This is a genomic window from Paenibacillus sp. FSL W8-0187, from assembly GCF_037969755.1.
Taxonomy (GTDB): Bacteria; Bacillota; Bacilli; order Paenibacillales; family Paenibacillaceae; genus Paenibacillus_AQ.
This window is the reverse complement of record NZ_CP150206.1, coordinates 3,376,308-3,400,562: the sequence shown is the minus strand read 5'-3', so window position 1 is coordinate 3,400,562 and position 24,255 is coordinate 3,376,308. Positions and strand designations below refer to the sequence as shown.

Annotated in this window: 16 protein-coding genes; 2 read left to right on the top strand and 14 right to left on the bottom strand. The window is 49.9% G+C overall.

Features of this window, described 5'->3' with window-relative positions:
• Positions 1–121: 121 nt before the first annotated feature.
• The 5 genes from MKY48_RS15320 to MKY48_RS15300 form a co-directional block, all read right to left on the bottom strand.
• A complete protein-coding gene (locus MKY48_RS15320) occupies positions 122–1,648 on the bottom strand; it encodes an ABC transporter substrate-binding protein (RefSeq protein ID WP_339293329.1) in 1,527 nt (508 codons plus the stop codon).
• Between the two features lie 37 nt (positions 1,649–1,685).
• On the bottom strand, positions 1,686–2,570 hold the full coding sequence (locus MKY48_RS15315; protein ID WP_339273062.1) for a carbohydrate ABC transporter permease: 885 nt from the start codon (positions 2,568–2,570) through the stop codon (positions 1,686–1,688).
• Between the two features lie 15 nt (positions 2,571–2,585).
• On the bottom strand, positions 2,586–3,611 hold the full coding sequence (locus MKY48_RS15310; RefSeq protein WP_339293328.1) for an ABC transporter permease subunit: 1,026 nt from the start codon (positions 3,609–3,611) through the stop codon (positions 2,586–2,588).
• A gap of 301 nt (positions 3,612–3,912) precedes the next feature.
• The gene (locus MKY48_RS15305) at positions 3,913–6,222 is read right to left on the bottom strand and encodes an AraC family transcriptional regulator (protein ID WP_339293327.1); all 2,310 of its coding nucleotides are present in this window, start codon (positions 6,220–6,222) and stop codon (positions 3,913–3,915) included.
• Positions 6,223–6,255: 33 nt separating this feature from the next.
• Positions 6,256–7,200: an AraC family transcriptional regulator gene (locus MKY48_RS15300; protein ID WP_339293326.1), complete on the bottom strand. Its 945-nt coding sequence runs from the start codon at positions 7,198–7,200 to the stop codon at positions 6,256–6,258.
• A gap of 134 nt (positions 7,201–7,334) precedes the next feature.
• Here MKY48_RS15300 and MKY48_RS15295 point away from each other — a divergent pair, with 134 nt between their 5' ends.
• The gene (locus MKY48_RS15295) at positions 7,335–9,320 is read left to right on the top strand and encodes a beta-galactosidase trimerization domain-containing protein (RefSeq protein WP_339293325.1); all 1,986 of its coding nucleotides are present in this window, start codon (positions 7,335–7,337) and stop codon (positions 9,318–9,320) included.
• 288 nt (positions 9,321–9,608) lie between these two features.
• Here the strand turns inward: MKY48_RS15295 and MKY48_RS15290 are convergent, their stop codons facing one another.
• The 4 genes from MKY48_RS15290 to MKY48_RS15275 all read right to left on the bottom strand — a co-directional run bounded on the left by MKY48_RS15290 (position 9,609) and on the right by MKY48_RS15275 (position 14,940).
• Entirely contained in the window at positions 9,609–11,813 is a 2,205-nt protein-coding gene (locus tag MKY48_RS15290) for a cation-translocating P-type ATPase (RefSeq protein WP_339293324.1), read from the bottom strand.
• 325 nt (positions 11,814–12,138) lie between these two features.
• On the bottom strand, positions 12,139–13,161 hold the full coding sequence (locus MKY48_RS15285; protein ID WP_339293323.1) for a serine hydrolase: 1,023 nt from the start codon (positions 13,159–13,161) through the stop codon (positions 12,139–12,141).
• 55 nt (positions 13,162–13,216) lie between these two features.
• Positions 13,217–14,041: a MerR family transcriptional regulator gene (locus MKY48_RS15280; protein ID WP_339293322.1), complete on the bottom strand. Its 825-nt coding sequence runs from the start codon at positions 14,039–14,041 to the stop codon at positions 13,217–13,219.
• 110 nt (positions 14,042–14,151) lie between these two features.
• Positions 14,152–14,940 (bottom strand): alpha/beta hydrolase, encoded by a 789-nt coding sequence (locus tag MKY48_RS15275; RefSeq protein ID WP_339293321.1) that lies wholly within the window; start codon positions 14,938–14,940, stop codon positions 14,152–14,154.
• Between the two features lie 274 nt (positions 14,941–15,214).
• Here MKY48_RS15275 and MKY48_RS15270 point away from each other — a divergent pair, with 274 nt between their 5' ends.
• Positions 15,215–17,260: a serine hydrolase gene (locus MKY48_RS15270; protein WP_339293320.1), complete on the top strand. Its 2,046-nt coding sequence runs from the start codon at positions 15,215–15,217 to the stop codon at positions 17,258–17,260.
• A gap of 424 nt (positions 17,261–17,684) precedes the next feature.
• On the opposite strand, the gene MKY48_RS15265 is transcribed toward MKY48_RS15270, so the two are convergent.
• From MKY48_RS15265 to MKY48_RS15245, 5 genes are all read right to left on the bottom strand, one after another.
• Positions 17,685–18,644 (bottom strand): DUF4097 family beta strand repeat-containing protein, encoded by a 960-nt coding sequence (locus MKY48_RS15265; protein WP_339273049.1) that lies wholly within the window; start codon positions 18,642–18,644, stop codon positions 17,685–17,687.
• Between the two features lie 201 nt (positions 18,645–18,845).
• Complete coding sequence (locus tag MKY48_RS15260) at positions 18,846–19,661, bottom strand: ZIP family metal transporter (protein ID WP_339273047.1); 816 nt, start codon at positions 19,659–19,661, stop codon at positions 18,846–18,848.
• Positions 19,662–20,031: 370 nt separating this feature from the next.
• Complete coding sequence (locus tag MKY48_RS15255; protein ID WP_339273045.1) at positions 20,032–20,682, bottom strand: response regulator transcription factor; 651 nt, start codon at positions 20,680–20,682, stop codon at positions 20,032–20,034.
• A complete protein-coding gene (locus MKY48_RS15250) occupies positions 20,672–21,784 on the bottom strand; it encodes a sensor histidine kinase (protein ID WP_339273044.1) in 1,113 nt (370 codons plus the stop codon). Before MKY48_RS15250 ends, MKY48_RS15255 begins: the two co-directional genes overlap by 11 nt.
• 279 nt (positions 21,785–22,063) lie before the next feature.
• The gene (locus MKY48_RS15245) at positions 22,064–24,247 is read right to left on the bottom strand and encodes an MMPL family transporter (RefSeq protein WP_339273043.1); all 2,184 of its coding nucleotides are present in this window, start codon (positions 24,245–24,247) and stop codon (positions 22,064–22,066) included.
• Between the last annotated feature and the right edge of the window lie 8 nt (positions 24,248–24,255).

Genomic DNA, 24,255 nt, shown 5'->3' with positions numbered 1-24,255 from the left:
CCCTACCTCCAGCGTGGAATCCGGTCAGCTTTGCCTACGCACTGCGCAGTGTCGTCAAAGCCCACCCAGGCAGCAGGTTTCTCCCGTTTCGTCTCCATCCGTCTACAAGCCTACGGGCCGATTATTTTAAGCCCTTCTCTTTTAGAAATTGCTCGAACTGACGCGTCACCTCCTCGACGTATTTATCTTCGCCCGCCTCCTTCAGCTTGCCGTAAAGAACCGGCCAGGTTTCCTCAAAATCAAGCGTTCCAGTCACGAGTCCGCGTTTGTACTCGCCCCATACGGCGTTCAGGTTGGCGATTTCCGTGCTGACTGGCTCGGAATTGAACTTGAATGCGCCGACCGGATTGATTTCGGAGCTCGTGTTGATTTTTTTCGTTTCCTCCCAGATATTTTCCGGTTGCCCTTCCTTCAGGTAGGAATTGAATACGCTGCCGAACACCCAATCCATGTTCGGACGATACCTGGAATCCGGCATCGCTTTGATATAATCGCCGCTCAGTTTCTCGTAATGCACTCCCTCTAAACCGTTGATCAACAAATTGTAGAGCTCCTTGTCGGTGTTGATCAGATTGAGCAGCATCAGGGCCCGTTCCGGATTCGGGGAAGTTCGGCTGATCGACTGGTTGGTTGTTGCTGAATAGCCGTTGGAGAACCAATCGCTGAGCGAAATGATGATGACATCGTTGCCGCCGTTCTTCGGCTTGACCTCCGCCTCGACCCCCGGCTTCAGCGTGACGTCGAACTCGACCGCGATCTGGCCTTTGGATTGGTAGTCGGTCATTTTTTCCGTAGCCGCGTCCTTGTGGATGTACCCGGCTTTATACCATTTGCTGGCCAGTCTGAAATTGTCCAGCTCCTCTTCGGGATAGCGATGAAGCGTATAGGACGGGTCATCGGTCTTGATGTAGAAATGATCGTCAAGCCCCGGAACGACCCAGTATTGATCGTCATGCGCCTGCGGGTTGACAAACGAGCCGCCGAACAGTCCGATCGGGATGATGCCAGGCTCGTTCTGCTTGATTTGTTCCAAGAACGGCTCGATATCCGCAATATTTTTGATCGTGGAAGGATCCAAGCCGTATTTGTCGGCAAACCGCTTCTGTACGATGAAGCCGTATCTCGAACCATTGATCTGCTGGTTCGGAATGCCGTAAATTTCCCCGTCCACAGAGAGGCCATCCCACATCACCTGAGGGACATCCGTCTTTAGCTGCGGCGCGTACTCATCCAAGAGCCCGTTCAGCGGCTGAATGGCTCCCTTCCGGACCAGCTCCTCCGGCTTCAGCATGTAACCGGTCCAGAGAATATCGAACTTTTCCCCCGCTGCCAGAACGGTGTTCATCTTCTGTACGTAATCTCCTATCGCAACAGGCATCAGCTTTATGGTGGCGTTCAATTTCTCTTTCACGATTTTGTTGATTTCCTCTTCGACCTTCTTCTGGTCGGGCTGCAGCTGCAGCAGCGGGTAATACCAAGTCAACTCGACGGGATCAAGCTTGCTCGATCCGCCTGTATCCGGTGACGCCCCTTGCGTGTCCGGCGTTCCGCTATTCGTCTCGCCGTTTCCGCCGCTGCCCCCGCAGCCGGCAAGAGTGGACATCGCGATCAAGACGATCGCCAAAAGTCCTAGCAGTCTTTTTTTCATAACATGTCCTCCTGAGTGTTTAATTGGTTGTTGTATGTTAACCCTTGAGGGAGCCAACCGTAAGCCCTTTCACGAAAAACCGCTGGAAAAACGGAAAGATGATCAGCATCGGCCCACCCGCAAGCACCGCGATTGCCATTCTTGCCGAATTGTTTGGAAAACTGGATAAATCAACACCCAGCTGCTGCGCAAATTCCGAATTGGAAGTAATGAACTCAATGCTGCCAAGCGTCCGCACGAGCAGCAGCTGCAGGGGCACCTTGTTCGGATCGTCGATGTACAGCATGGCATTAAACCATTCGTTCCAATACGTAAACGAGATTAGCAAGCCAAGCGTAGCCAAAGCCGGTGTAGACAGTGGTAATATGATCCTGAAAAATATCCGCAGCTCCCTCGCCCCGTCAATTTTGGCGGATTCCACGATTTCGAGCGGAATTTTGGACATGAATCCTTTCATGACCATAATGTTGAATGGCGAGAGCAGCACCGGCAGGATGAGTGCCAGTAAGCTGTCTTTCAAATGCAGGTACTGCGTGATGAGGATATAGGAAGGAACGAGTCCTCCGCTGAACAGCATCGTGAAAAATACGTAGAATGTTGTTGCCCGGTTGTAGCGGTAATCCGGCCTTGAGATGACGTACGCGGTCATCGCGGTGAGCAGCAATCCTGCCAGCGCTCCGATGACGGTCACCGTAATCGTAACCCCGTAAGCCCGCAGCAGAATGTCAGGAGCATCCAGAAGGTAGCGATACGCCTCCAGACTGAATGATTCGGGCAGAAACTGATACCCGTTGCGGGTGAGCGAAGCTTCGTCCGTCAGCGACACGGCGACGACGAGCAGAAACGGCAAGACGACCGCCAGCGAGAGCAGGATGAACAGTAGATGGATCAACAGTTTCGGTAGTTCGAACTTCTTAGGCATCGGATGTCCTCCTTCTTACCATAGGGAATGCTCGGGATTGATTTTGCGCACGACCCCGTTCGCCACCAGCACCAGGACGAAGCCGACAACCGACTGGTAAAAGCCCGTAGCCGCCGACATGCTAACGTTGCCGATCTCGCGGAGCGCACGGTATACGTACGTATCGATAATATCCGTGGAGCCGTACAGAAAGCCGGAGTTGTTCGGAATGAAATAATGCAGTCCGAAATCGCCGCGGAACATGTTGCCGATGGACAAAATCAGCAGAATAATGACCAGCGGAGCCAGCAGCGGAACCGTAATTTTCATCGCCATCTGCCATTTCGTCGCTCCGTCGATCCGCGCTGCCTCGTAATACTCGCTGTTAATGCCGAGTATGCCAGCAAAATAGATAAGTGTATTGAATCCGACCGCCTTCCATAAATGAACAAGAATGAGGATGGCTGGCCATGCCTCGGCCGTCTGGTACCAACTGACCGGCTCCATCCCGAACATCTGTAAGGTGCGGTTGATGAACCCGTCGGAATGGTTCAGGAAGGCATAGGCGACGTATCCGACCAACACCCAAGATAAAAAATGGGGCAAGAACAGCGCAGTCTGATAAAATTTGCTCCATTTCGCCCTGAGTTCGTTCATTAGGATCGCCAGTAGCAGCGCTGCAGCGGTGGTAGCTACAATGTAAGCGGCATTGTACAGCACCGTATTGCGCGTGATCCGCCAAGCCGTATCGGTCGAGAACAAGTAACGGAAGTTTTCCAGTCCAACCCATTCGCTGCCGAATATACCAAGATCGTAGCGGTAATGCTTGAAGGCAATGATCAATCCCACTAACGGGATATAGGCAAAAATCAGCTTGTACAGAATTCCGGGCAGCGATAGCAGAAACAGCTCCCGGTTGTTACGAAAATGGCGAAGCTCTCTGCGAAGCGCCGATTTTTTTTGGCGTGCGCCGGCAGGTCCAGGATTCGGTCCCAATTCGGGTCCCGAACGGTTAGCCGGGTCTGCATCAATAGAACCCGATAGTGTTACCTTCTTCAACATAGCGAAAGCCCCTTCCTTTTCTTATGCACTCCTCGCCTGCATGCCAGGCTTTGCATGATTAACGATAGCTCAAACTCGGGGCTCTGCGTTACTGTACAATTTCAGGATTGCTGTACGGCCGGGCTGTAAGGATTTCGGAATGCTGTACAGCCGGCTGTATAGAAGCAGGATTACTGTACCTGGGTCAATCGGAACCAGCGCAACTCAAAAAAGCCACCGAATCACCACTTCATAACCGCGGCATGCCAAAGACCCGCACACGGTAAATTTCATCTGCGGGTCTTATGAAACATTTCTAATTTTAGGTACTGCGGTCGATGGCTGATTTCAGACGGTACTCTTTCGGTGTCGCTCCGTAGCGGCGCTTGAACAGCCGATAGAAATAGCTTTCATTGCCGAAGCCCACCTTCTCCATGATTTCGGCCACGGTCAAATGCTGCTGCTCCAGATACTGTTGGGCTCGGGCAAGTCGAGTCGCATTGATCTGGTCGACCACCGTTGTCCCTTCCTGGGCTTTGAACACTTGGCCCAAATAGACGGCGCTCATCTTCAGCATTTCGGCGATCTTCTGGACGTTCAGGTCCGGATCGGCGTAATGCTTCTCGATCATTTCTTTGACCGTGTCCACAAGCAGCCGGTTTTTGTCCTCCCTTCCGCTCCTGCGCTGATCGAATACATCGCGCACGACGTCCAGGAGCACGCCCTCGATCTCATCCAGCGTCTCTTTTTCGAGAATGCGCCGATTGATAGCCTGCAGATTAACCGATACCGGATTCAGATTATTGTTATTCATCTCGCCCAGCGTATGGCTCAGTGTCATGGTCAAATGCAGTAGCGCCGAGAACATGTTATCGAAGCTGAACTCGCCCAGGAGTCCTCTCCAGCTTCGAATCGCTTGCTCTGTCTCCTCCGAGTCTCCGCTTTTCAACCCCTCCGTCAGCCGGCGCTCCAGCTCTTTCGGAATGGTAAGCGACTCGTTCCCCTCGTTACGGCGGATCATGTCAGGCTGGATCACGGCCCCCTTGCCGAAAATCATGCGATAGTTGGAATGACGCATCGCCAGGTTGTAATGTTTCGTTAGCCTGCGGTAATCTTCGAACGCATCGCTAAGCGTTACGGTGAACGTAACTCGATAAAAGCGGAGTATGGTCTCCTGAAGCTCCCGGAACCGTTCATCCAGCATCTCGAGGTAACTGGGATTGCCGCTGGCGATAAAGACAAGATGGCCGCTCTTCATGTCCGCGGCTTCGCACGAACCACCACGTTGCAGCAGCTCTTGGCCGATGTTCGCGATAGCAAAGTGATACAGGGCCTCCGTCTGGGAATCCGGCTGCAGGAGAAGGCTCTGCAGATCGTCAAGCTGTACAACCGCAAGCCGGAGCGGCGATGGATGCGTTATATCAATCGCATACTGCTCCTTAATCCGTAGAAATGCATCTTCGTCCATACTATCGCTGAGGCTAATCAGGCTCCGCAAATGATAAACCTTGGCGATATTCCATTGCGTCGCTCGTTCCTGCTCCAAGCCTTTGAGTTTGCCTATCATCTCCGTCACATTCTCCGCGATGAGGGACAACTCATCTTTTGCCCTGCTATCACCGCGCCCGTCATGGGGAACCAGCATAAGCAGACGGCCTACCGGTTTATACAGCCTCAGCGAGATTAATACGGACAAGAGCAAGGCCAGCAGGGCAACGGACAGCGTCACGGCCATTTCGGTCCATCTCATCTGGCGTACGCTGCCCAGCACGTCATCGTAATCCTGCAGGCTGATGATCTGCCAGTTGTTCAAGCCTTTGTTCAAATAAGTTACCTTATAATCCTTCTCTCCTTGTTTATGGATGAAAGAGTCCGGTGCATTGTCCGTCGAGCCCATTCGTCCCAGTAAATCCTTCTTGATGTCAAGCCCGGGCGGCAGCTTGCGCTCACCTGCCATTAGCACCTGTCCATCGCCGTCGGTGACGAACAGGACGTCGTTTTCCCGTTCGGCCACTCGATTAAGCGCTTTCACATTGTCGAGCATCCAGCCTGGCTTCACTGTCAAAATGAGGGCGTTCCGGTTAACGGAACCGAGGGTCGGCCCGTCATAAATGAAAAAAGCGAATACGTCGATGCCCTCATTCTCCCCGTCAAGATCGAGCGGAATGAGCTGCAGCTTCGGCAGATCGGCTCGGGAAGCCATATAATCTTCAAGCGCGCCGTACAGGGCGCGCGTGTCCATATCATGGCTCAGCGACGAGAAAAAACGGTTCTGCTTGCCGTTGTAAAAAACGGCGGCGTGCAAGTACGGCGAAGCGGCTACCGTCCGGTTCAAACGTTCGATTTTCAGAATGCTCTGCTTATAATCCGCCCCGGACTTCAGCGCGATCAGCTCTTCGTCATTGTACAACGACACCGCCAAATCCTTCACGATCCCGTTCATGTTCTCGATATTGTAGTTGATTTGGGTGAGCAGCTTGCGATCGGCTTCGTGTTGGAGGCTCAGGACTTTATCACGGGCAGCGGCGTTCAGGAAGAGGGAGGCGATGGCGAGCATGGCGACGACGAGCATAAAGCTCAGAATAATCCGCTGCAAATATTTGCGAGAGCGGAGGGTTTGCAGCAACTTCATGGGACCACTCTCCTGCAAGGTTAGGTGGCTTTACTATAATCCGGCGGGTTTTTCATTGTCAATCAGCATTTTCGAAAAAATAGCCGTACCTTCCCCCGCTTCTTCCTTCATCTGCCGCAGCATCTGCCGATACGCGCCGGGCGTCATGCCAAGCTTGGCGGTAAACAAGCGCGTCATGTAATTCGAATCGCGGATTCCCACCCTTTCAGCGATCTCCGAAATGCCAAGCACCGTGCCGCCGAGGAGTTTTTTGGCTTCCTCCAAGCGCAGATGAAGTACGTACTGGAGCGGCGTTTTGCCGATATGCTTCTTCATGCATCTGGCGATATAACTCGCCTGGAAATGCAGCTTCTCCTCCAATGCAGCCCGTTCAAACGGCTCCCTCCAGTGTTCGTTTAAATAAGCGGCGGCGGCTTGTGCCAGTCGGATGGAAGGCTCCGGTTCGGTCATCCGTGCGCAGTCAGCCTGCAGTGCGGCGAACAGCTCGGCCAGCAATAAATGGAGCTTGAGCGCATTCTCCCCGTTCAGCCGGTTGTGGATATCATTCAACCCGCGCAGCATCGGCTCTACGGTCTGCACCTCGACGGAGGCGAACTTCGGCAGGTACATGCGCTGCTGCGTGGACGGTTCGACATCCTCGACCGTGCCTTTGGACAGCAGGGCCGACCAAGGAATATCCTCCTGCGAGATGTATGAAGCTGGATGTCCATGGATGAAATGCACCCAATAAATCTCCGTATGCTCCAAGCAGGCACGATGCCCGAAATGCCGCAGTCCCGCTTCCAGCACGAGCAGCTTTCCGGCACAGACCTCATATTCGGTCTGTTCTTCCGTCATATAAAGCGTTCCCTTAGTTACCAGCAGCAGGTCGTAGACGCCGAAGGTGCGGGCGAAATGCCGGTCTCCGGGCTTCCAGACGGCATGTCCCGCCGTTACGAATTGCGGCAGCGGCGGAATGGCGAATTCTAAGCACAGCACAGCGGTTCTCTCCTTTTCGCAAGTCCATTTTGTGCTAATCAAAGTCTATATTATCACTGGTTACCCGCGTATTAAAGAGGTACATTGAACAAAAGAAACCGTTCTCATCAGGCGGCAAAGGAGGCTGTTCACACATGCGATTTCGTCAGGTTCATCTCGACTTTCACACATCCGAGGCCATTCCGGAAATCGGAAGCCAGTTTTCAAAAAAACAGTTTCAGAACATGCTGCGTGCCGGGCATGTCGACTCCATTACCGTTTTCTCTAAATGTCATCACGGCTGGGCTTACCACCCGAGCGAAGCCAATGAAACACACCCGCATCTTTCGTTCGATCTGCTAGGCGAAATGATTGCAGCCGCCCACGAAATCGGCGTCAAAACGCCTGTGTACTTGTCCGCCGGCCTTGACGAGAAGCTGGCGCGTCGCCATCCCGAATGGCTGATTCGAGATGCGGAAGATCGTACGCGATGGGCCAAAGATTTCATGACGCCCGGGTACCATGAGTTTTGCTTCAACACGCCTTACCTGGACCTCTTGCTGGCTCAAATCCGCGAGGTTGTTTCCCGCTATGATGCGGACGGCATTTTCCTTGATATCGTCGGAATCCGAAAATGTCATTGCCAGCATTGCGTGGCAGCGCTGCGATCAGCCAGCCAAGATCCTCGGGATGAAACGGCCGTTGCCGCCTTGGGCGAGGCGACCTACCTAAACTATGCTCGCCGCGTACGGGAAACGGTGGACGAGATTAAGCCCGGTCTGCCGGTCTTTCATAACAGCGGGCATCAACGTCGCGGCCGCCGCGACCTCGCCCATGTCAACAGCCATTTGGAGCTGGAATCCCTGCCAACCGGGGGCTGGGGCTACGATCATTTTCCGCTCTCAGCGCGCTACGCGCAGACGCTGGGCATGGATTTTCTCGGCATGACGGGCAAATTCCACACCTCTTGGGGTGAATTCGGCGGGTATAAGCATCCGAACGCGCTGCGATTCGAAACGGCGCTCAGCCTCGCGCACGGCGCCAAGTGCTCGATCGGCGACCAGCTTCACCCATCAGGTCTGATGGATGAAGCGACCTACGCCTTGATCGGCACCGCCTACGCGGAGGTGGAAGCAAAGGAGCCATGGTGCAGCGAGACGACATCCGTGGCGGACATTGCCGTCTTGTCCCTGGAGGCTGCTTGGGAGGCTTGTCCGGAAGCGCGGAAATCAGAAGACCGGAACAATCTGGCGGATGCCGGAGCGGTGCGCATCCTGACCGAAGGGCATTACTTGTACGACATCGTGGATGCCGATGCGGATTTCGGTCGTTACAAGGTGCTGATATTGCCGGACGAGGTGCCGGTATGGCCGGCATTGGGAGAAGCCATCCGCGCATTTACCGCAAGCGGCGGCAAGACTCTGGCCACGGGCCGCTCGGGTTTGGATCCAGCCGGCAACGTGTTTGCGCTCGATCTTGGACTGAACTGGAAAGGCGCCAGCCCTTACCACCCGTCATATTTCCGTCCGAACTTTACTCCAGGCTCCCTTCTGCCCGCTTCGTTTGTCATGTACGGCGAGGGACAGCAGGTTGAATTGAATGGCGGCCAGGCGCTTGGCAGTCGGGAAAATCCGTATTTCAACCGGGACGTATTCACGTTCTGCTCGCATCAGCACACGCCAAGCGCTGGAGAAGACGGCGGCCCGGGCATGATTGAAAGCACAAACGGTATCTACATCGCTTGGAATGTGTTCGGCGACTATGCGGACAACGGCCATCTCATTCTGAAAGAGATGGTATTGCACGCGATTGACCGGCTCCTGCCGCAGCCTACTCTGCACTGCGATTTGCCTGCACGGGGCATAGCGACGCTGCAGTATCAGACTGTGGAAAATCGCTATATTCATCATCTCCTGTATGCTTCCCCCGTAATGAAGGGCCGCGTGGAGGTCATCGAGGACATCGTTCCGCTGCAGAATATATCCGCCAGCTTGCGTCTCCCATCTGCCGCTTCGATCAAGCGGGTCTACCTGGCCCCCTCGATGGAGGATCTTCCATATCAGATTCGTAACCAAGGCGAAATCAGCTATACGGTTCCTTATTTGGATAATCACCAGATGGTTGTGCTGGAGTTGGCGTAGATATTCTGCTTGCTACATCGGAGCGATGGCAAACTAACTCTGCATTGAGAAATAGCCGCATTCCTTGGACTGCGGCATTTTCATATTTTATCATTTAGAGCTCGGTTCGCATGTGCTCTTTTTTTACGATTCTGGATAAACCTATTGAATTGGCTTATGAAGTTAAAAGAAAAAAAGCCGCGATTACGCGACTTTGTTGATCGATATCATTCCTTCTGCTTTTTAATGGATCGAAATAATACAATTCATCCTCGTGATCGTGACCATAGCGTCACGACTTATTTTCATTCAACCATTCACGGTTATACGGTTCTTATCTAATCTCTGCACCTTAAGCTGCAATCTAAGCGCATTCGCAACAACAAGCACGGAGCTTGCCGCCATGCCGATGCAAGCGATGCGTGGATCCAAATAACCACATGCAGCCAATGGCACGGTAATGGCGTTATACAGCAGAGCAAATAGCAAATTCTGATGAACATTCCGCATCGTTTGGCGGCTCCATGTATACGCATCGATTATGTTGAAAAGCTTGTTTCCGATCAGCACGATGTCGCCGGCCTGTTTAGCCGCATCCGCTCCCCCGCCCATCGCCATGCCAACATCTGCCACAGCCAGCGCAGCTGCATCGTTTATGCCATCGCCAATCATGGCAACGGAACGTCCTTGATGTTGAAGCTCGCGAATGAATGCCAGCTTGTCTTCAGGAAGCATGCCTGCACGCATCTGATCGATCCCTGCCGCGGCCGCCACCGCCACGGCGGCCTGTTCCTCATCTCCGGTTACCATCCACACATCGGCTCTGCGCTTTAACTCCTGTACAATCTTCCGGGCATCTTTTCTTAGCTTGTCAATCAATACAAGCGATCCGATGCACTTCCCGTTCACGGCGACATAAAGCCTTGTATAGCCAGGTTGATCTGGTGGAATTTCCAGTTGTATGCCCTGCTCCAGCAGCCATTTCCAATTTCCCACGCATATGTGCTCTCCTTTGACATAGCCTTCCATCCCTTTCCCAACCCGCTCTTGGAATTTTTGTGCTTCCAAAAGTGGGGAATGTTTGTCTTGGGCAGCTCGTACGATGGCTTGTGCTAACGGGTGAGTGGACCGAGAAGCCAGCGCTGCCGACATGGATAGCGCGTAGGCAGCGTTGCTGCCGTTCGCAGTGTGAATCGCTGTGAGTTGAGGTCTTCCTTCCGTCAACGTGCCTGTCTTATCCAACAATACAACATCGGTTCTACGCAACCCCTCTAGAGACCGGCCGTCTTTGAATAGAACGCCTCTTTGGGCAGACGATCCAGTTGCGATCAGGATGGATACCGGCGTAGCCAAACCAAGCGCACAGGGACAGGCGATCAGTAAAACAGACAGCGCGTGGCGCATCGCCGTTTCGGATGCATCGGGAGCCTGGGAAAACCAGAGCCATCCCGCATAAGTAAGTGCAGCACAACCGATCATCACGGGAACAAATATCCCCGCTATACGATCAACGGCTAACTGAATGGCCGGTTTCCCCTGTTGTGCAGACTCGATAAGCCCAATCATTTGAGATAGACGGGTTTCGCCATGATTCTTATCAACCACGATGTCCAAACGTCCGACCAGACAACGCGTTCCGGCGTAAACTCGATCCCTCATGCCCTTGGCCACCGCTGTGCTTTCACCTGTCAGCATAGATTCATCGGCATCCGCCAATCCCGACTCAACAAAGCCGTCAATGGAAATCCATTCTCCATGATTCACTCGGATCCGGTCCCCGATCTGCACTTGATCCGCAGAAATCCATTCTTCCCCATGACTGCGGACGACTCGAACCCGTTTAACCTGAAGCTCATATAATGCACTAAGTTGTTTCAACGCTCTACCCTTGGCCATGGTCTCAAGCCACTTGCCCAGGAGTACCGCTGTCATCACCATCGCAATCGTATCAAAATAAAGCGTTGGATGCGCTAGACTGTGCCTGGATTCAAACATGACATAGTGGCTGTAGAAATAAGCCACTGAGGTGCTTAACGCAACAAGGGTATCCATGTTTGCTGTACGATGGATCATAGCCTGGTAAGCTCCGTAATAGAAAGGAAATCCGACGCCAAACTGAAGCAACGTAGCGAGCACCCATTGAAATACAGGTTCCATCAGCAAATCCGGCGTCCATTGTGCAGGCCAATCGGCAACATGGGCCATCATCGCCCATAGGAGTGGGACCGATAAACAAGCGGCGATGATGAACCGAATGCGATAAGCCCCCGTCTCCGCCTCGATCCCTGCCTGCGGATGCGAGAGCCTGTCGATCGCTCCATAGCCAAGCTTTTCGATTTTCTCCAAGATCGTGTCTAATCCAATCTGCGTCGGTTCATAATGAATCGTGGCTTGAGATAAGGCGAGGCTGACACGGGCAGATTGAACGCCTTCCACTTTCCGAAGAACTTTTTCGATCCGGGCTGCACAAGCTGTGCAAGTCATGCCCGTCACATGGATTTGATGCAGCTTCACAACGGTTCCTCCCCACTCTCTGCTTATTTCTGCTTTCGCTTGTCCATACATTGTATGAAAATACGCGTAACATCAGAATGGTTAAGAAGAGCCATCTATCGCGGTTTTTGCCTGAAAGCAAGGTGCAGTAATCATAAAAGCCCCGTAGAGGAGAGGACGAATCGATTCCGGACAAGCGACAGCGATGGGAGGAACGATTCGTACATGGAGCGTCTTCTAACAGCAAGAAGGGGGCCTTCCGCAAGATCTAAGATCTTTTAGGACAACCCCTTCATACGCGTAGATATTCTTGTTCTTTTTACATCATCAATTTGTAAGATTATATTTAGTCGATGATCGCCGGGATGATGTGTTCTTTAATTAGAGTCCATCGATCCCGAGGATTGACGGTAAATGCCGATGCAATGGCGACAACCAAGTCTTTTTGGGGAATGCAGCAAATGATATTGCCGCCATCGCCTACTGCCGAGAATGCAGATACCCCATCCTCGTCCCGCAGCCACCACAAATATCCATAATGGTTAGAATTCATTGCCGTTGATTGGTCAATCCATGCCCCCGATATAATCGGTTGATTGTCCCATGTGCCGCAGTTCAGATAAAGAAAGCCAAAACGAGCCATATCTCGAGGACTTAACGTAAGCCCCCACCCTCCAGTAGAGTTACCGGCCGGGTCTTTGACCCATCCCCTGACGTCTTTTCCGAATAAATCATCAAATCCGAATGAGCTCATGTCATAATCCGGAATTTCGTTCATGCCGATTGGTTTAAACAAGTGTTCGTTAGCAAACGCGCGGGCGCTTGTTCCCGTGCTCCGAGTTATGATCGCTGAAAGGAGATGCACCCCTGCAGTAGAATACTTAAATGCTCCCAGGCTTCCACCGATGCCCAGCATATCCAGCGTATAATGTACCCAATCTGATTGCATGCACAGTTTGTCCAAGGGTTCGTGCCAGTCCTCAAATGGATAAGGAGCGGTCATCGTGAGAAGATGGCGTATCGTAATTTCTTGTTTTGGTCGATGGGCAGTCTCTTGTTCATATTCAGGAAAAAAATCCAGCACCTTCTGATCTACATGTTGAATATAACCTGCATCTATAGCAATGCCTATAAGTGCGGAAATGATACTTTTCGTAACCGATGCAACGTGGTGCCTATCCTCCGGACCATATCCATGATCATATTTTTCATACACGATAGCTCCATTTCTAACCATGACAATACCATTCATTTCGGGATATTCGGTTTTGATCAATGAATCCAGCCCAGATAGCTTGTCAGCGTCCATTCCCATGGTCGCCGGGGCTAGGGTATGCCATGCTGTCGTCGGCCAGTAGTTTCTTTTCATTATAAATACCTCGCAGAATTCGTTATTCAAGCCATATGGTATATGTACAACATCCTTATTTCTTCGCCACGGGAAAATACACCTCGGTAACCATTTCCTCGGCAGTCAAGGCCTGGTATGGCTCGGTTACATAGACTTCATAGGGAGATTGAGTCAATGCATATCCTTCATTCTCTACCCATTCCCTTAGCTTGGCATATACCGATGTCAAATTAGAATAAGCCCCCTTTAATACAGACCTCGCACAAAGGCCCCCGCACAAATCTCTCGTTCCCTTTACAGCCTCCTTGATCGGGAGGGCAAACTCTGTGTCATTGCCTGCAGGATTAAATTCCGGGCTGTGATATATCGTCATGGGCGTTCCAACCAAGGTGAGTTTCTCCCTAGCAATCTTTTCATATAACCTGCTGTAATACCTGCCGTATCCTAAAGCATAGTCATCACTGCTCATCATCTGACGCATGTAAAGGATATTCATAGACCCCGTTTCAACAAGCTGTACTTCAATATCATCCAGGTATGACATCAGGTGTATACCCTGCTCCAAATTCAAGATATCCTGGTTCATTTGCTTTAGGGTATATTCATAAGCGTTTAACTTCTCATGAATTTCCCGACGTTTGCGATTAAGGGCGAGGCGAAGCTTCTCTTCGGATTGATCCGCTTCACCTTCCAGAATCTCTTTGATTTCTTCAAGCGAAAAATGATAGGACTTCAAACGGTTGATATAGAGCATTGTCTTTAATTGACTGATGGAATAATAGCGATAACCGTTTTCCGGATTGATCTGATCCGGATGAATTAACCCGATTTCATCGTAATATCGAAGCGTCTTTGTAGATACTTCGCATATTTTGGAGAATTCTCCGATCGACAGCAAAGGTGCACCTCTTTTCTGGTTTCGGATCTTGGTTCAAGATCACTATACACCTTGCCCTAAGGGCAAAGTCTACAGCAAATTATGAGGAGGGGTTGGGTCTGCCAGTCCCACTATAAATGAGGAGTACCTTCCGGAATTGTACCGGTGTTAAGCCAATGTTCCACTACCCGATTAAACAGCGCCGGATCGGCAAGCGGTATGCCGTGCCCAACACCGGGAAAGATGATCCCGTCAGAGCTTTCGCTCAGCTGCACGAGATCCTCAGCCGATTTCTTAACACTGCCTCTCTCCTTCTCCCCAACTGTCACCAATAGCTTCGTTGTTGATTCTTGAATCCTTGAAGAGATGGAATAGGACATATTCTCCTTCAGCACCGAAACCAATAGCTCCCGCTTCATACGCAGAGTTTCCGTGTAATACTGTTCAAAATCAACCTCATTCACGTACAGCGCGCTTGCCTGCCATCTGGAAAACCATCTGTATCTTGTTAACGGGAAGCTTAATCGAACAGAAGGTTCAATCAGCTTAAGCGCTGCCGGCATCGGCCTCAGCAATGCGCTGTTTACAATGGCATAATCAATAAGGTGGGGTCGTTGACATATCATCTCCACGAGAATTTGCGCCCCTAGTGAAAAGCCGAAAACAACAATCTCTCGTCCGTCAGCTTTAGTTGAAATCAGCTCGTTAAGCTGCTCCGCGGTGCGGCTTATGGAAAAAGGCGGTTTGCCGGGGCTGCGCCCATGTCCGGGCAAGTCAGGAATCAGGCAGAAGCTGTCTTCAAAATAGGTAAGCTGCTTGTTCCACATCCAGCCGCTCACACCACCGCCATGTAAAAATACGATCATCCTTGCTGCTTGCTTGTTTCCGCTCTCCTTGATGTATAGATTCAGTCTCCTCATCCCCTGTCACATATATGTTTATACCATTATGAAATAAGAAGTATATATAATGATAGATTTATGTCTGATATAACTACAATAATTATACTTTAATTTAATCAAAAGTATAATACAATGTGATTTCTTCTCAGATATTCAATCTCCCTAGACCAAAGTCGAGGCCCGGCTCCTTCCAAAGAGCCAGCTGAAACTCATTCTGCGGACCGTTCTTCCTTCTACCTCCATCGACTACCATTAAGTGGAAATGTAATATGATTGACAAGGAGAGGAACCCATGAAGCCAAATAAACAAAGCAAATCTAGAACCATTCGTGTACTGGCAGCCTCCGTGCTGTCCGCTAGCCTGCTGGCTTTCCCTGCCGATATCTTTGCAGATACGGCAAAACCCGCCTCAGGTACAATCGCAACACAGCATGCGGGAACACCGATACTGAGCTCCAAAGAAGTCAAGGCGTTCACCGATGCCTATTTTGCCAAGCCTCATGTTTCAGACATGCTGGCTGGTGCGCTTGTTGTGATTGTAAAAGACGACAAGGTGCTGCTGAATACGGGCTACGGCTATGCCGACCTTGAATCCAAGAAAAAGATTGATCCTGATCGAACCTTGTTCCGCATGGCCTCGATATCCAAATCGATAACCGCGACGGCGATCATGCAACTGGTAGAGGAGGGAAAAATCGACCTGAAGCAAGACATAACCGATTATATGCCAGATGTTAAAATCACCAACAACACCGGGACGCCCGTCACCGTTGAGCATTTATTGACCCATACGACAGGCTTTGACTATACGGACAGCTCCTCGGTTCCGCCGCATATCGTTCAGAAGGGCGAGGTTCCGCTCGCCGACTTTATCCGGTTCAATGCGCCAGCTGTGGTTCGCACGCCCGGGGAGGTTTACCGGTATGATAATCTGGCCTCCTCCATGCAGGGCTACATTGTTGAGCTGGTATCAGGGGAACCGTTTGAGGATTATGTAAAAAAGCATATTTTCACCCCGCTAAAAATGGAACACGCTGCATTTCGGATGGATGATGAAATCATCGCGAACCTTGCCACAGGCTACAATGCCGAACGTCATCCGTATAAGCCATATCCGAACATACCTACTATCGCGCCGGAAGGCGGCATGTTTGCCAGCGGTACCGATATGGCCAATTTCATTACCGCCCACCTAAACAAAGGCCAGTTTGGATCTTCCCGCATCCTGAAGGAAGAAACGATGCGCTTGATGCATCAGACGCATTATGATGCAGCCGGCCTTCCGTTGATGTCATACGGTTTCGAGTCGTTTATGCACAGCAGCCACAACGGCCAAACCCTGATTGGCAAAGGTGGCGATTTGGATGGCTATCATTCCTGGCTTTGGCTCCTTCCCGACCAGAATGTCGGAGCCATGATTGTTGTTAACAGTGACGCGAGCACATCGATCCGAGCCGAATTTTTCACCGCATTCATGGATCATTTTTATCCGAAGAAACAGGTTCAGAAGAATGACTTCCTGCTCAATCAGGAGCAGCTCAAGAAATTCGAGGGCATATTCAGGAGCTTAAGAACACCGATTATCGCCACACAGGTGAAGGCTGGCCAAGGTGAGTTATTGGTCTTGGATGCATTGGGCGAACATAAACTCACGCCGGTGGGTCCGCTGCGATTCGTGGATGAGAACGGTACGCCGGCCGCCTTCAAGGAAGATGATAACGGCAATGTGGCGTATATGTATTACACGGCGATAGACAGCATGTCCGAGAAGCTCGAGGAGCCTGCTGCTTACAACGACGTCCCGGAAGGGAGTCCTTATGCCAAGGATATCTACTTTGTTCAGTCCCTCAAGGCTTTTGACGAGAATGAGCAATCCAGCTTCCGACCGAATGAACCGATCACGCGGGCAGAGTTTGTCAGTGCGATCAGCCGACTAGCCGGGATGAAGCCTAGCGAAGGCACGAATTCATTTAAGGATATGCAAGGGCACCCACTCGCTGGTTATGTGCAGAATGTCGCGGACATGGGGGGCGTCACAGGCACGCCGACCCAGAACTTTGAACCCGATCAGCCAATCACGCGCCAAGAGGCTGCTGCTATAATATGGCGTGTGGCACACAACGCGCTTGGCGCCAAGGCGGTTCCAGCTAAACTCAGCTCAAAACCGGCTGCCTGGGCAGATGAGGCCGTACAGTTCATGGTCGGATCCGGGATGCATGGACCCGAGGTGACAAAAGACGCAAACGGGGCCGTGGATTACCGGCCGTCCGATAAACTTCTGCGTAAGGAAGCTGCCGCCATTTATGCCAGACTGATTCAACAGGCTTTTGGTTTTTAATGAAGAAGGGGCCGTCGCCAAAGTAGATTTAGTTGCTTGACGTACAGCTCTCATAAACAAAAATGTGTCAAATAAAGCCATGGCGGTGCTCAGGATGTTATTCCCACACCGCTATGGCTTCTGTATTGACCATTGGCCGCCTTCTTTTTCTCCAGTACGTCTTTCATACCCTCGGAACGAAAGCGATTGATGGTGCGGAAATCCGGACGTTGTCTCCCGGAAATCCACATGAACATGAACATGATTTACCAAAGAACGGTTTCTTGCTCAGAACCATTCCAAAGAAATGCGGGGGCAACAGCGATTGGAGGAACGATTCGTACATGGAGCGTCTTCTAACAGCAAGAAGGGGGCCTCCCGCAAGATCTAAGATCTTTTGGGACGGCCCCTTCTCGTCATTTCATTAAATCTATTGTGATCTGATTTATTCCAGCTTGAAGTTTCCAGAGCCTGTGCGAACCTTCAGCACTGCGTCGCCGCTGCCAAACGTTCCCATCAGCCTGCCTTCGTCTTTTACCTCATATCGTATTCCGTCCCACTGTATGTTCCCATTACCGGACTTTCCTTGATAATCAACTTCCAGAGAGGAAGGTTCTTGAACCAGATCGATGGTCACGTTCCCGCTTCCAGCTTGCAGGTCGGTATCATAGATTAACCGCTCCGACTCCAGGCGTATGTTTCCAGAGCCCGCCTTTCCTTGGACGGCCGACTCCCCGTCCTTCAGTTCAACATAGCCGCTTCCATTTTTAAAGTTCAGCGTTGTGGCATGATAGCGTTCCGCCGATATATTTCCAGATCCTGACTCTAACGCTAACGACTCGGCTTCAATCTCTTTAGCCTTCAGATTACCGCTGCTCGTATGCACCGTCAGCGAGCCGGCCTTCACATCCTGAACATTAACATTTCCGCTGCTTGCCTTGATCGTGACCTCATCTCCATGCATACTACCGATCTCGAGATTGCCGCTTCCACTTTCAATGTTTGCAGCTGTCCACTGCTTTTCCGGTAACTCCACCGATAAATCGATATCCAGTATACGTATGCCAAACTGAATACCGTCAGGAACATCGACCCCGATCACCAGCGTATCGCCGTTTGGCTCGACCTTCAATTTCACTTGGTCTACATTTTTCGAGCTTACCTTTCCGTTCAGTCGAACCTTAATCTCGTCTGAATTTCCCTTAGTGACTTCAATGTCAGTGCTTCCAGTCTGTAGGGTCAAATCCCGAAAATCATCAGCGGCCACTATTTTCTCTTCATTAATTTTCTTGGTGTCAAAGGAAAATCCGAATTGAACATTCGAAAAAATGTTCATCGGGTTCATCGTAAAGAGCAGCAGCAGTACGCCGGCCACTACGATCAATATACCTGTTTTCTTTTGCATAACGTGTTCCCATTCCTTCCGTCATCCCTTTTTGTCTCTCTTCTGCCGAATCCTGAAGTCTTATTCAGTATAGCATCCATTTAGAGACTTGAGGATTGGTCCCGCGAATGAGATGGGAACCTCGACCTAAGTCCAGTATCGCTCACCTGCGGATTGGAACGCAAAAACAGCCAGTCCGTACCCGGCTGGCTGTTCTCGTCTCTACCCCAACGCCACATCAAGAATCATCATCAATACGAAACCGAACATTAAACTCATGGACGCTAAATCCTTGTTGCCTTTTTCTTGTGAGCTTGGAATGACCTCTTCGGCTACAACGAAAATCATAGCACCGGCCGCAAAACTCAATGCATAAGGCAGCATGGGTTCTATAAAGGCGACGGCTACTGCGCCGATTACCGCGGCAACCGGTTCCACCATACCCGAGAACTGTCCATAGAAAAAGCTCTTTCGCTGAGACATTCCGTCGCCTCGTAGGGGCATGGAAACTGCAACGCCCTCCGGGAAGTTTTGAATGCCGATTCCCAGGGCCAGCGTCAGAGCGCCTACCAGCGATGCTTCAGTCCCTCCATTAGCAAGCGCGCCAAATGCGATCCCGACCGCTAACCCTTCCGGAATGTTGTGAAGGGTAATGGCGAGTACCAGTAGAGTACTCCGTTTTCTGACTTTTGGATTATATCCTTCCGCTCCTCCAATCGGAGAATTGGGATGTAGATGGGGTAATACCTTATCGATTCCCCATATAAAGATTCCGCCTAATAAAAATCCGAAGGCAGCCGGAAACCAGTTCCCGATCGCATTGCCTTCTGACATCTCGATGGCTGGAGCCAATAAGGACCAGTAACTGGCCGCAATCATGACACCCCCAGCAAAACCCAACATACTATCCAGCAGGCGCTGGTTCAATGTTTTTGTAAAAAAAACAACAGCCGCCCCTAACGCCGTCATTCCCCAAGTAAACAAGGTGGCTAGTAATGCTTGGATAATGGGATTAAAATTCATAAAAAAATCTACCATTAAACAAGGACTCCTTTTATGAAAATAATATGATACAGCTAATATCTCCTAATGTAGGCCTTACATACATTACCGATTATCCAGAGAGTGCTCTAGAGTTTATGTACCCGTGAGAGTTCATTCTAATGCGGTCAGTGCAAATTATTATATATCATAATATGCAATTATGTTAGTATCGAAATAGTGGGTAGGTCCAACTCTTTTTGGATTCCTGCATGATGTAACCGAAAGCTGGACGATCCCACTATTCTCCGACAGCTATGAAAACAACGGGGTTTGAACAAGGACGGCTCGTATGAAAATAAATAAGGTACAATAACAATTAAATGTATTGTGCGTTATGGTTTTGTTCATGAGGTCCGCCATAATCCTATAACTGGACGATACCCTGTTCGACCGCGACAGCGACTGCTTGGGATCTGGAATTCACTCCAAGTTTGTTATAAATGTTCGTCAAATGAGCTTTGACTGTACGCTCGGATATCCCCATATCGCCGGCTATTTCTTTGCTTCGATAACCGAGCGCAATGGCCCGTAGAACGATTCGCTCTTTCTCGGAGAGCACCGTTTGATCTGAAGACGAATCAAGTGCATCTTCGCGTTTGTTCCTTGCAGCGAATACTCTTGCCATAATTTCAGGCTGCAGTAGCGTGTCGCCGCGAACCGCGGACTCTATCGTGCGGAATAAATGATCTCTGCCGGTATCTTTCAAGAGATATCCTTTGGCCCCCAATTCCAGTCCGCTTATCATCAGTTCATCTTCATTATATGTCGTCAATATAACGACAGGGATGTCGATGTTCCTTTTATTTAATTCCTCCATGGTCTCTAATCCGCTCATTTTAGGCATATTTAAGTCCATAAGAATGACGTCCGGTGTTAGCGACTCCAATAATCTCAGGGCCTCCTCACCGTTTTCCGCTTCTCCGAGAACATGAAAATTATCATTCGTCTCAATAATGAATTTTAGCCCTTCCCTTACCACAAGATGGTCATCGGCGATAAGCACGTTATATATCATCAGGGCTCTCTCCCTTCTCATCAGATGTATCAATTTTAATTAAAGTTCCGCGAGGGATGTTGTTGGTTATAATAAGCGATCCTCCCAAGATGCGAACTCGCTCCTTCATGCCGATTAGTCCGTAATGTCCAGACATGGAGCCCTTTTTATTCGAAGTCATGCCTTTCCCATCATCTTTTATTTCAAGATTCATAATCTCGTCCTCTATGCGGATGTATACCCAGACATGACTGGCTTCAGCATGACGGGCAACGTTGGTTAAACATTCGCCTATAATATAAAGTCCATGCTCCATCATCAACTCGGGGATGCTCCCATCCATGCTCATATCAAGAAATACTTGAATGCCGGTCGCATTCTGGAACCTCTCTATTTCGTCTCGAATGGCATCTGAGAAATCGGCCGTCGCGAGCGTTTTTGAACGAAGATTATCAATGGCCAATCTTGCTTCCGATAACGTTTTCTTTGCATGAATCATGGAATGCTGGACGATTTCTTGAGCCCGTTTAGAATTGCCTTTCGTCAAATGTGCGTCGACCGCATCCAGCTGCATGATGAGACCAGCCAGACCTTGCGCCAGCGTATCATGCAAATCCCTGGCCATTCTTTGACGTTCGTTAGCCAATGTCAATTCCTCAACCTTGCGATGCGCACGCTCTAGATCTTCAAGAAAAGTTTGGGTGCGTTTCCGAGCATGAACTTGCTTTAAAAATAAATCGGCAAAAGAAACGAAAATGACGGTCATCATTATGTACAAGATCGACATTAAAATCAACAATTCACATTGTTCCATAATGAAGAAAGTCGATAGGAATAACACATAATAGAAAACGGACAGCATAACCATTTTGATTCTTTGATAGTAGACCCCGACGCTTTGGCCAGTCAACACGGGATACATCCCAAGCAATAACATAAAAGTTGCCTGATCCATAATAAGCGAACATCCCAGAATTATGAGACCTTGAATCATGAAATAAACCCAAGGATATTTTTCAGTAAGAGATGAGAAGTGCCAAATTAATGAGGCGTGGAGCAGCATCAATCCCGAAAAGAAGGTCAAAGAAATAATCGACGGCTCGTGCAGAACCTGTACAATCATGGATATGAAATAAACGAAAAAAACCCATGTCATGCTCGGGACTCTGGCATTAAACATGGCATCGGGTAAGTCGTTATCTCTATTTTTTTGCGACCACCGCTTGAGCTCGTTTCCCGTTCCCATGAGTTCTCCCCTTTCTTTCCCCCTATTATAACAACAATTACAATTTTCAATTGTATTTTCTATTATACCTTTTAGTAAACATGAAAAAATCGTACTTAAGGGCAGAGTCCCTTATGTACGATCGGGCAAAATGTAAAACAGATTTTAGTTTTGAGCTCACGAGGCGATTTCTTTTTTGCTCTTCGGTTCTTTCTCAATGGACTCGCCTTCAACATCGATATTTGGTAATATGCGTCCAAGCCATTTCGGCAGATACCATGCCGAGCGGCCCATGAGGGTCATGACCGCTGGCACGATCGTCAGCCTTACGATAAATGCATCGAACAATATGCCGAAAGCTAATGCCAAACCCATTGATTTAATCATGACATCTTCGACGAAGATAAAACTTGCGAACACGGCAATCATGATGAGACCAGCGGCCGTTACAACGCTGCCGCTATTTTTAAGTCCGGAGAGTACGGCATTTTTCGCATTTCCCGAATGGTTAAATTCTTCGCGCATGCGACTGACCAGAAACACTTCATAATCCATGGCCAAGCCGAATAGTATGCCTGCAGTCAGAATGGGCAAGAAGTTTAATACAGGACCGGCTGCAGGAATATCGAAAAACTTGGCCAGGTTACCGTCCTGAACGACAAAAACGACGAATCCGAGTGTTGCCGTAAGCGTAAGGAGATAACCTAGCACGGCTTTGATCGGAACTAAGACGGACCGGAATACCATCATAAGTAGAATCAAAGCCAGTCCCACAATCAGAGCTGCAAATCTAGGCAAAGCCTCATTTAATTTCTCAGATATATCGATATTCACAGCCGTTGCACCCGTAACCATAACCTCAACTTGATCCTGTTGCTTAATTTTGGCCGCCTTATCGCGGATCGAATGAACCAATTCGGTTGTTTTCTCACTTTTCGGATCGGTTCCAGGGATGATCGTTACCATGGCTACTTTGCCCGTTGCGTTCGAGACCGGCGGAGTTGCCATTGCCACATTCGGCAGCTCGCTTAGATTCTTCCCTACCTTAGCAAATGTCGCTTGCGCGTCATCTATTGACTCTGCTTTAAGAATAATAGCGAGCGGTCCGTTCATACCAGGCCCAAACCCTTCCGCTATCAAATCATAACCGCGGCGTTCCGTTGTTTCGATTGATTTTGAACCTTTATCCGGAAGGCCCGTTTGCAAATGCAGTGCAGGCAGACTTATGGCTCCTAACAGCAAAATGCCTGCAAGTGCGATAGGTAATGGATACTTCGTTATCGTTCGTCCCCACCGATTCGATTGTTCGATGACTTTAGGGGGATCCTGAATGGAAGCCGTTTTCGACTTCGGACGAATCCGTTCACCCGCAAATCCAAGAAGCGCAGGAACGACGAGGACGGAAATTATTACGGCCACAAGTACCGTGAATGCTCCCGCTACGCCCATTACCGTGATGAACGGAATTCCCGTTACGGATAATCCGGCAAGTGCTATAATAACCGTCAATCCGGCGAAAATAACAGCGCTGCCGGCGGTAGCATTTGCATGCGCAATGGACTCCTCAACACCTTTACCTTCCACAAGATTTTGTCTGTATCTCGAAATAATGAATAAGCCATAGTCAATTCCGACGGCTAATCCAAGCATGATGGCAAGTATTAAAGAGAACGACGCCATTTCGATAAAATTGGAAGCAATAATGACGGACATGACGCCTATTCCAAGTCCGATTACGGCTGTTAGTATAGGCAACCCGGCTGCGAGCAAGGATGTGAATGTAATGGCCAGGATCATAAATGCGGCAATAATGCCAATGATCTCGGAGATTCCTCCTATTTCAAGTTCGGAGAGTTCGACGCTTCCTCCGAGTTCAGCCTGTAAGCCCTCTTTACGTGCTTTCTCTACACTTTCCAACACGAGCTCTTTAGATGCATCCGTGACTTGCAAAGCCTCTGATTTGTACGTGATTACCGCATATCCAATCTCTTTTTTATAACTGATTGTACCTGCCTCGTATGGGCTTACGATCGATGCAATCTCAGAGTCTTTAGATATTGACTCAAGCGTCTTGGCGATCATTTTTTGCGTTGATTCCGATTCCAGCGTTTGACCGTCAGGAGCCTTGAAAATTACTTGAATCGTCCCGCCTTCAGTACCTTCTCCTTGCGAAAATTCTTCTTTTAATACTTTCATCGCTTCCTCAGATTTTGTGCCAGGAATGGTCATTTCACCGTTTAAATGGACACCCATGCCGAGACCAACTGAAACGGCGATGATGAGAACCGCTAAACTTCCAGACAAGACCTTCTTTCTGTTTCGAGCAGCTAAAATTCCAAGTTTATACAAAAATGCTGCCAAACGTAATC